The organism is Stenotrophomonas sp. 05L413 (assembly GCF_056397945.1).
On record NZ_JBFTOL010000033.1, the window covers coordinates 1 to 351 of the forward strand.

The window sequence follows — 351 nt, forward strand, 5'->3', positions numbered from 1 at the left end:
TCGCTGTGCTGGTTCGACTGGCGGGACGCGGGATGCCATGCATGACCCGGTCCGCGCTTCTGTTTTCATGTTGCTGCCTACTGCGCTTTACTTCTTGAAGCGGACCACGGCGTCCCGCGACGCCTGGGTCTGCGGCAGCGAGGCGATCTCGCCGAGCGTCACCGGCTTGGTGGGAAACCGCAGCCGGTAATAGCCCACATCACGCGGATGGCGCTGTTGTTCGTCGGCGATCAGTTCGGTCACGGTCAGCCCGCAGAGTCGTCCCTGGCATGGCCCCATGCCGCAGCGCAGGAACGCCTTCAACTGGTTCGGACCCTGACAGCCGATGCGTGCCGCGTGGCGCACCTGTTC

Annotated in this window: 1 protein-coding gene; it reads right to left on the reverse strand. The window is 65.2% G+C overall.

Annotated features, from left to right (window positions below; all coding sequences use genetic code 11):
- Nucleotides 1-87: 87 nt before the first annotated feature.
- Nucleotides 88-351: bacterioferritin-associated ferredoxin (locus AC1DIQ_RS19035; RefSeq protein ID WP_478050608.1), on the reverse strand; the 264-nt coding region annotated here is incomplete at its 5' end.